The sequence below is a fragment of the Modestobacter sp. SYSU DS0511 genome, from assembly GCF_054050755.1.
The window spans coordinates 169348-178285 of record NZ_JBJGZY010000003.1; the positions used below are offsets into that span (position 1 = coordinate 169348).

Sequence of the window (8938 nt, forward strand, 5' to 3'; positions counted from 1 at the left end):
GTCCGGGTGGATGAGGCTGTCGCCTCAGGCGCCCGGGCCCCCGAAGAGCTCGATGCGGTCGCCGGGGGCGACGGCGACGATGGCGCGCTTGGTGTCCTTGCGCTTCCCCATCACAGCGCCGCGCGAGCGCTTCCTCTTCCCCTGACGGTTGATCGTGTTGACGGACAGGACCTTCACGTTGAAGACCTGCTGCACAGCGATCTTGATCTGGGTCTTGTTGGCGTCGGGCCGGACGATGAACGTGTACTTGTTCTCGTCCAGGAGCCCGTAGCTCTTCTCGGAGATGACCGGGGACAGCAGGACGTCCCGGGGGTCGCGGACGCTCATGCCTTCTCCTCGGTGCTCGCGTCGGTGGTGCCGTCCTCGGTGGGCGCCGTGGCGTCCGTACCGGCGTTGGCGGCCTCGGCCTGCTCGGCCGGGGCCGCAGCGGCCTCGGCTGCGCTGGCCGGCGCGGCGTCGGCAGCGCTGGCGGCCTTCTTGGCCGGGGCCTTCTTGGCCGCGGCCTTCTTGACCGGCGCCGCCTCGGCCGGGGCCTCGCCCAGGTCGAGGTCCGTCGTGCCGGTGCCCTCGATCGAGGGGATGCCACCCGGGACGTCCGGCGTGGTCAGGTCGGGCAGCTCGACGGAGCTGCCGCCCCGGGCCGGGCCGGCGATGAACTCCGCCAGCGCGGTCTCGGTGAAGACCACCTCGTCGGAGACGAGCACGTCGTAGGTGTTCAGCTGGCCGGCCTCGATCAGGTGCACCCGCGGCACGTTGCGCAGGCTGATCCAGTTGAGGACGTCGTCACGGTCGAGCACCACGAGGACCCGCTTCGCGGCGGTGACCGAGTCCAGCACCTTGAGCGCGGCCTTGGTCGACGGGGCGTCGCCCTCGACGAAGGCGGAGACCACGTGCACGCGGTCCTCGCGGGCCCGGTCGGAGAGGGCACCGCGCAGCGCGGCGGCCTTCATCTTCTTGGGCGTCTTCTGCTCGTAGTTCCGCGGCTGCGGCCCGTGCGCGATGCCACCGCCGGAGAACTGCGGCGACCGCAGCGAGCCCTGGCGGGCTCGGCCGGTGCCCTTCTGGCGGTACGGCTTCGCACCGGTACCGCTGACCTGCGCGCGGGTCTTCGTGGCGTGCGTGCCCTGGCGCGCCGCGGCGAGCTGCGCCACGACGACCTGGTGCAGCAGCGACACGTTGGCCGGCGCGTCGAACAGCGCGCCCGGCAGCGTCACGCTGCCGGCGGTGCTGCCCGCCGGGGTGCGGACGTCGACCTGGCGGTCGACCCGCTCACTGGTGGATGAGGTCACTTCGCGTCACTCCCCACGGGGCCGCCCTTGACCGCGGAGCGGACCAGCAGCAGCCCACCGCGCGGGCCCGGGACGGCACCCTTGATCAGCACCAGGCCCTTCTCGGTGTCCACGGCGTGGACCTTCAGCGAGAGGGTGGTGGTGGTGACCGCGCCCATGCGCCCGGCCATCTTCAGTCCCTTGAAAACCCGGCCGGGCGTGGAGGCCCCACCGATCGAGCCGGGGGCGCGGTGCTTGCGGTGGGTGCCGTGACCGGCGCCCAGGCCCTTGAAGCCGTGACGCTTCATGACACCGGCCGTGCCCTTGCCCTTGCTGGTGCCGATGACGTCGACCTTGGCGACGCCGGAGAGGACCTCAGCGGTCAGCTCCTGGCCCACGGTGTAGTCGCCGGCGTCCTCGGTGCGCAGCTCGACCACGTGCCGCCGGGGCGTGACGCCCGCCTTGGCGAAGTGCCCACCCTCGGGCTTGTTCACCTTGCGGGGGTCGATCGCGCCGAACCCGAGCTGGACGGCCGAGTAGCCGTCCTTCTCCGGGGTGCGGACCTGGGTGACCACGCACGGGCCCGCCTTGACGACGGTCACCGGCACGATGCGGTTGTTCTCGTCGAAGACCTGGGTCATCCCCAGCTTCTCGCCGAGGAGACCACGGAATGTGCTCGCCATGTCTGGAAACAGCCCTTACTGGATGTTGACGTCGACCGAGGCCGGCAGGTCGATGCGCATCAGCGCGTCGACCGTCTTCGGGGTCGGGTCGAGGATGTCGATGAGCCGCTTGTGCGTGCGCATCTCGAAGTGCTCGCGCGAGTCCTTGTACTTGTGCGGCGAGCGGATGACGCAGTAGACGTTCTTCTCCGTCGGCAGCGGCACGGGGCCGACGACGCGCGCTCCGGTCTTCGTCACCGTCTCGACGATGCGCCGCGCCGAGGCATCGATCGCCTCGTGGTCGTAGGCCTTCAGCCGGATGCGGATCTTCTGTCCCGCCATCGGTTGTCTTCGCTCCTGCCGATCGGTTGTGAAAGTTCAGGTGGGTCTGCTGACCCGGGGGTCGGGTCTCCCGACCCGGGTGACGGGCGGCGGGCGGGTACGGCCGCCGCCCGTCAGGGTGTGACTTGATGATCTTGGTGACCCGGCCGGCGCCGACGGTGCGGCCACCCTCACGGATGGCGAACCGAAGGCCCTCCTCCATGGCGATGGGCTGGATCAGCTCGACGGTCATCTCGGTGTTGTCACCGGGCATGACCATCTCGGTGCCCGAGGGCAGCGTGACGACGCCGGTCACGTCCGTGGTCCGGAAGTAGAACTGGGGCCGGTAGTTGTTGAAGAACGGCGTGTGACGGCCGCCCTCGTCCTTCGAGAGGATGTAGACCGAGCCCTCGAAGTTCGTGTGCGGGGTGATGGAACCCGGCTTCACGATGACCTGGCCGCGCTCGACGTCCTCGCGCTTGATGCCGCGCAGCAGCAGACCGACGTTGTCACCGGCCTGGCCCTGGTCGAGCAGCTTGCGGAACATCTCGACGCCGGTGACCGTGGTCTTGGTCGAACCGGGGCGGATGCCCACGATCTCGATCTCCTCGGAGACCTTGACGATGCCGCGCTCCACGCGACCGGTCACGACGGTGCCGCGGCCGGTGATGGTGAAGACGTCCTCGACGGGCATGAGGAACGGCTTGTCGATGTCGCGCTCGGGCTCCGGGATCGCCGTGTCGACGGCGTTCATCAGCTCCATGAGCTTGTCGCCCCACTCGGCGTCGCCCTCGAGGGCCTTCAGCGCCGAGACGCGGACCACGGGGACGTCGTCGCCCGGGAACTCGTACTCGCTGAGCAACTCGCGGACCTCGAGCTCGACGAGCTCGAGGATCTCCTCGTCGTCGACCATGTCGGCCTTGTTGAGCGCCACGACGATGTAGGGGACGCCGACCTGGCGGGCCAGGAGGACGTGCTCCTTGGTCTGCGGCATCGGGCCGTCGGTCGCCGCGACCACCAGGATCGCGCCGTCCATCTGCGCGGCACCGGTGATCATGTTCTTGATGTAGTCGGCGTGCCCGGGGCAGTCGACGTGCGCGTAGTGCCGGCTCTCGGTCTGGTACTCGACGTGCGCGATCGAGATCGTGATGCCGCGGGCCTTCTCCTCGGGCGCCTTGTCGATCATGTCGAAGGCGGACGCCTCGTTGAGGTCCGGGTACTTGTCGTGCAGCACCTTGGTGATCGCCGCGGTCAGCGTCGTCTTGCCGTGGTCGATGTGCCCGATGGTGCCGATGTTGACGTGCGGCTTGTTCCGCTCGAACTTGGCCTTGGCCACTGGGTTCCTCTCTCCGTGTCTTCGCAGTCGTGCGCGTGCGTGGGGTGGGCAGTGCTCGGAGCCGGCGGGACAGGGGCGTGGCGCCCCTGCCCACCGACCGGTTACTCGCCGGTCGCCTTGGCGATGATCTCCTTGGCGACGTTGGCCGGGACCTCGGCGTACGAGTCGAACACCATGGTGTAACTCGCCCGTCCCTGGGTGCGGCTGCGCAGGTCGCCCACGTAGCCGAACATCTCCGACAGCGGGACCAGGGCCCGGACGACGCGGGCGCCGGAGCGCTCCTCCATCGCCTGGATGGTGCCGCGGCGGGAGTTCAGGTCACCGATGACGTCACCCATGTAGTCCTCGGGGGTGACGACCTCGACGGCCATCATCGGCTCGAGCAGGGCCGGGCTGGCCTTGCGTGCGGCCTCCTTGAAGACCATCGAGCCGGCGATCTTGAAGGCCATCTCCGACGAGTCGACCTCGTGGTACTGCCCGTCGACCAGCGTCGCCTTCACGCCGACCATCGGGTACCCGGCCAGGATGCCGTACTGCATGGCGTCCTGCATGCCGGCGTCGACCGAGGGAATGTACTCGCGCGGGATGCGCCCACCGGTGACGGCGTTCACGAACTCGTAGGTCGGACCGTCGGCCGCGACCTCGAGGGGCTCGATCGTCACCTGCACCTTGGCGAACTGGCCGGACCCACCGGTCTGCTTCTTGTGGGTGTAGTCGACCTTCTCGATCTTCTTGCGGATGGTCTCGCGGTAGGCCACCTGCGGCTTGCCGACGTTGGCCTCGACGCGGAACTCGCGCCGCATGCGGTCGACCAGGATCTCCAGGTGCAGCTCGCCCATGCCCGAGATGACCGTCTGACCGGTCTCCTCGTCGAGGCGGACCTGGAAGGTCGGGTCCTCCTCGGCCAGCTTCTGGATCGCGGTGCCCAGCTTCTCCTGGTCGCCCTTGGTCTTCGGCTCGATGGCCACCGAGATGACCGGGGCCGGGAAGGTCATCGACTCGAGGATCACCGGGTGCTGCGGGTCGCAGAGGGTGTCGCCCGTCGTCGTCTGCTTCATGCCGTTGACGGCCACGATCTCGCCGGCGCCCACGCCCTGGCGCTCTTCGCGCTTGTTGGCGTGCATCTGGTAGATCTTGCCGACCCGCTCCTTGCGGTCCTTGGTGCTGTTCAGCACCGGGGAGCCCGCGTCGAGCTTGCCGGAGTAGACCCGGATGTAGGTGAGCTTGCCCAGGTGCTGGTCGGTCTGGATCTTGAACGCCAGCGCGGAGAAGGGCTCGTCCTCGTCGGCGTGCCGCAGGACCTCGGTCTCGCCGTCGAGCGCGGTGCCGCGGATGGACTCGACGTCCAGCGGGCTCGGCAGGTAGTCGACGACGGCGTCGAGCAGGGGCTGCACGCCCTTGTTCTTGAAGGCGGTACCGGTGAGCACCGGGTTGACCTGACCGGCGATGGTCGCCTTGCGGATGGCGGCCTTGAGGCGCTCGGGGGCGATCTCCTCGCCGCCGAGGTAGTCCTCCATCAGGGCGTCGTCGAAGTCCGCGATGTTCTCGAGGAGCTTCTCGCGGTACTCGGCGGCCTGATCGGCGAGCTCGGCGGGGATCTCCTCGATGGAGTAGTCCTCACCCATCTTGGTCTCACCGCGCCAGGTGAGTGCGCGCATGTAGACCAGGTCGACGACGCCGATGAAGTCGGCCTCGGCCCCGATGGGCAGCTGCAGGACCAGCGGGTTGGCCGCGAGGCGCTCGACCATCATGTCGACGCAGCGGAAGAAGTCCGCACCCGTGCGGTCGAGCTTGTTGACGAAGCACATGCGCGGGACGCCGTACTTCTCCGCCTGGCGCCACACCTGCTCGGTCTGCGGCTCCACGCCGGCGACGCCGTCGTAGACCGCCACCGCACCGTCGAGCACCCGCAGCGACCGCTCCACCTCGACGGTGAAGTCGACGTGCCCGGGGGTGTCGATGATGTTGATGTCGTGGTCGTTCCAGGAGCACTTCGTCGCGGCGGACGTGATGGTGATGCCGCGCTCCTGCTCCTGCTCCATCCAGTCCATCGTGGCCGCGCCGTCGTGGACCTCACCGATCTTGTAGTTGATGCCGGTGTAGAAGAGGATCCGCTCGGTCGTCGTCGTCTTGCCGGCGTCGATGTGCGCCATGATCCCGATGTTGCGGGTCTTGGCGAGTTGGGCCTCGTTGCTGGCCATTCCCTTACTCCTCTTCCTTCTGGTCCGTGCACGGCGTCCGGGGGTCGCCCGGGTTCACCGCGGGCAGCGGCTGCTGGTGGACCGATGTCACCAGCGGTAGTGCGCGAAGGCCTTGTTCGACTCGGCCATCTTGTGGGTGTCCTCGCGGCGCTTGACGGCGGCGCCCAGACCGTTGCTGGCGTCCAGCAGCTCGTTCATCAGGCGCTCGGTCATCGTCTTCTCCCGGCGCGCCCGGCTGTACTGGATCAGCCAGCGGAGACCGAGGGTGGTGCTGCGGGAGGCCCGCACCTCGATCGGGACCTGGTACGTCGCGCCACCGACGCGGCGGCTGCGGACCTCGAGGGCCGGCTTGACGTTGTCCAGCGCACGCTTGAGCGTGACCACCGGGTCGGTGTCGTTCTTGGCGCGGCAGCCCTCGAGGGCGCCGTAGACGATCGCCTCGGCGACCGAGCGCTTGCCGTCGACGAGCACCTTGTTCACCAGCTGGGTGACCAACGGCGACTGGTACACCGGGTCAGCGACGAGCGGACGGCGGGGAGCGGGACCCTTGCGGGGCATGTCAGCTCTTCTCCTTCTTCGCGCCGTACCGGCTGCGAGCCTGCTTGCGGTTGCGGACACCCTGGGTGTCCAGCGAACCGCGGATGATCTTGTATCGGACGCCGGGCAGGTCCTTCACCCGGCCGCCGCGCACGAGCACCATCGAGTGCTCCTGCAGGTTGTGGCCGACGCCCGGGATGTAGGCGGTCACCTCGATGCCACTGGTGAGGCGGACGCGAGCGACCTTGCGCAGCGCCGAGTTCGGCTTCTTCGGCGTCGTCGTGTAGACGCGCGTGCACACGCCGCGGCGCTGAGGGGAGCCCTTCAACGCCGGGGTCTTGGTCTTCTCGACCTTGTCCTCGCGGCCCTTGCGGACCAGCTGCTGGATCGTGGGCATGGGTGGCCTGGATCTCCTGCCTGCGCTGGGTGGTGCTCTGAGTTCTGCTGACGGTGGTGCGGTGATCTCGCGTGCCCGGTCGACCGGCCCGATCCCGGCCCCGTCTCACCGCCCGGCCCCCGCGTTCGGGCGTGTCGCCCTTCGCGAGAACCGGCCAGCTGGTCGGGCCGGACTCGTCGCCCCTCGCGACTCGGCACCGGCCGGTCCACCTGCTGGTGGTCCGGTCCCCGGCACCTCACCGGCGGGGCCGGTGGGCGCTCGAGTGCACCGCGAACGGGGGCAGACCCAGGTGAACCTGGGCACGGCTGACCACGATACCCGGGCATGTGGACCCGGTCAAAGCCGGGTCCCGATGCCTGTGCGGGCACCGGACCAGCCGGCCGTCCGGGGGAGCTCCGGAGCCGCGTCGGGCGTGCCTGGCCGACGGCGACCCGGGTCACTCCCCGGACGGACAACGGGTTCCGGGTGCCCGGTCACCGCGACACCACCAGGCGCTGACGAACAGGCCGCCCGGGGGTCCGGCGGTGACCGGCCGGGACCGTACCGGCCGCCAATGTAGCCCCGTCGAGGGACGGCCGCCCCCTCCCCCGGGCCCGTGTCGTCGGGCCGGCCTCGCCCGAGCCCGCACAGGCGGCGTCCGGCGCGCTTCTGTCGGACCCTGCCCTTACGTTCGGTCTCGACCCGGTGACGTCCTGCCCCTGGAAGGTGCCCGTGCTGCCCGACTCCGCCCGCGAACTGAAGCACCGGCTCTCCCGACGCCTCTCCGAAGGGCCACCCGCGGTCGCCGCCCGGGCCAGCGGGTCTGCGGCCGCGTGGAGCGGCGTGGCCCTGGGGCTGGCACCGGCGGGCCCGGACCAGGTCCACCTGGCCGTCCGGGTCATCGGGCAGGCCGACGCCGCGGTGGTGCTGGCCGGGCTGGGCGAGGCGGCCCTCGCCGAGGTCGACGTCCGGGCGATCGGCGCCGTCCGGGCACTGCGCTCCCCCACCCCGGAGGAGCTGCAGCAGCGGGTCCGGCCACTTCGCCCGGGGCTGTCGGTGGGGCACGAACGGGTGAGCGCCGGGACGCTGGGCGGGTTCGTCCGCCGTCCCGGGACCGACCGGTTGCTCGTGCTGTCCAACAACCACGTGCTGGCCGCCAGCGACGCCGGGGGCGTCGGCGATCCCGTGCTGCAGCCCGGCCCTGCCGACGGCGGGGGCGGCGACGACCGGATCGGCGTGCTCGCCGGCGCCGTCCGGTTCGAGGACCGGCCCGGCAACCGGGTCGATGCCGCTGTGGCGTTGCTCGACCCGGACGTGGCGGCCGACCCCTCGGCCTTTCCCGGCGGGCCCCTGCTGCCCACGGTGGCCACTCCGGACGCGGTGGACCCCGACGAGCTGGTGGAGAAGGTCGGCCGGACCACCGGGCACACCCGGGGCCGGGTGACCGCGGTGGAGGTCGACGGCGTCGGCGTCCAGTACGACGGCGGCGTCTTCACCTTCGACGACCAGGTCGAGATCGAGGGGCTCACCGGGGCGTTCAGCGCCGGCGGGGACAGCGGCTCGGTGATCTGGCGCAGCGCCGACCGCGCCCCGCTCGGGCTGCTGTTCGCCGGCTCGGAGTTCGGCGGGAGCGCCGGCGGCGGGGTGACCTTCGCCAACCCGCTCGCCACCGTGCTGAGCCGGCTCGGCGTGGAGTGGGTCGCGGGCTGACGCAGGACGGTCCGGCTCCCGTCCCGGTCAGCGGCTCGGCGCGAGCGGGCGAGCGTCGAGGAGGCCGGAGTGCTCTTACCATGGGCTCGTGTCCGACCGCTCTGCCGCCAGCGCCGCCAAGCGCGCCCTGGCGTCCCGACTCGCCGCCGACCCCGGCGTCGCCGCCGTCGGACTGGCGCGCCAGGACGCCGGCTACGTGGTCCGGGTCGACCTGACCGAGGCGGACGCCGGCGCACGGGTTCCCCACGACGTCGACGGCGTCCAGGTGGTCACGCACGTCGTCGGAGCCGTCCGCCCGCTCTGATGAACGACCCGGTCCTCCCCGCCCCTCGCAAGCTGGGGGCGAGCCTCTGGGCCGAGCCGATGGCGAAGACTGCCCCGGCACCGACGTGCCGCTAGCTGTTCTGACCACGGACGTTGGTGACGGCGTCTGGTGACAAGAGGAAGACCTCCGAGTGAGGTGTGGAGCTGTCTAGGAACCGCTCCTCAACCCGGAGGCCTTCGTGTCCCACGCTAATGCCCTGCTG

General features: G+C 70.5%; 9 protein-coding genes and 1 pseudogene. 2 read left to right on the forward strand and 8 right to left on the reverse strand.

The features are described 5' to 3' along the window. Positions 1 to 24: 24 nt before the first annotated feature. The 8 genes and pseudogenes from rplW to rpsL all read right to left on the reverse strand — a co-directional run bounded on the left by rplW (position 25) and on the right by rpsL (position 6722). Positions 25 to 327, reverse strand: a complete 303-nt coding sequence (gene rplW, locus ACI783_RS02990; protein WP_457084187.1) for a 50S ribosomal protein L23 — start codon at positions 325 to 327, stop codon at positions 25 to 27. Beyond that, positions 324 to 1289: a 50S ribosomal protein L4 gene (gene rplD / locus ACI783_RS02995; protein ID WP_457139054.1), complete on the reverse strand. Its 966-nt coding sequence runs from the start codon at positions 1287 to 1289 to the stop codon at positions 324 to 326. The genes rplW and rplD overlap by 4 nt, the downstream gene beginning before the upstream one ends. Beyond that, complete coding sequence (gene rplC / locus ACI783_RS03000) at positions 1286 to 1951, reverse strand: 50S ribosomal protein L3 (protein ID WP_457084183.1); 666 nt, start codon at positions 1949 to 1951, stop codon at positions 1286 to 1288. Before rplC ends, rplD begins: the two co-directional genes overlap by 4 nt. A 15-nt stretch (positions 1952 to 1966) precedes the next feature. Next, entirely contained in the window at positions 1967 to 2272 is a 306-nt protein-coding gene (gene rpsJ, locus ACI783_RS03005; RefSeq protein WP_012950483.1) for a 30S ribosomal protein S10, read from the reverse strand. Between the two features lie 124 nt (positions 2273 to 2396). Beyond that, positions 2397 to 3587: pseudogene (gene tuf, locus ACI783_RS03010) on the reverse strand (elongation factor Tu); the annotation flags it as partial. Between the two features lie 101 nt (positions 3588 to 3688). Then, entirely contained in the window at positions 3689 to 5788 is a 2100-nt protein-coding gene (gene fusA, locus ACI783_RS03015; protein WP_457139055.1) for an elongation factor G, read from the reverse strand. A gap of 87 nt (positions 5789 to 5875) precedes the next feature. Beyond that, positions 5876 to 6346 (reverse strand): 30S ribosomal protein S7, encoded by a 471-nt coding sequence (gene rpsG / locus ACI783_RS03020; protein ID WP_153359813.1) that lies wholly within the window; start codon positions 6344 to 6346, stop codon positions 5876 to 5878. A 1-nt stretch (position 6347) separates the two neighbouring features. Continuing rightward, a complete protein-coding gene (rpsL, locus tag ACI783_RS03025) occupies positions 6348 to 6722 on the reverse strand; it encodes a 30S ribosomal protein S12 (RefSeq protein ID WP_153359811.1) in 375 nt (124 codons plus the stop codon). A gap of 711 nt (positions 6723 to 7433) precedes the next feature. Here rpsL and ACI783_RS03030 point away from each other — a divergent pair. Next, positions 7434 to 8411, forward strand: a complete 978-nt coding sequence (locus ACI783_RS03030) for a hypothetical protein (protein WP_457139056.1) — start codon at positions 7434 to 7436, stop codon at positions 8409 to 8411. An 88-nt stretch (positions 8412 to 8499) separates the two neighbouring features. Further along, the gene (locus ACI783_RS03035; RefSeq protein WP_457085382.1) at positions 8500 to 8715 is read left to right on the forward strand and encodes a hypothetical protein; all 216 of its coding nucleotides are present in this window, start codon (positions 8500 to 8502) and stop codon (positions 8713 to 8715) included. Positions 8716 to 8938: the final 223 nt, after the last annotated feature.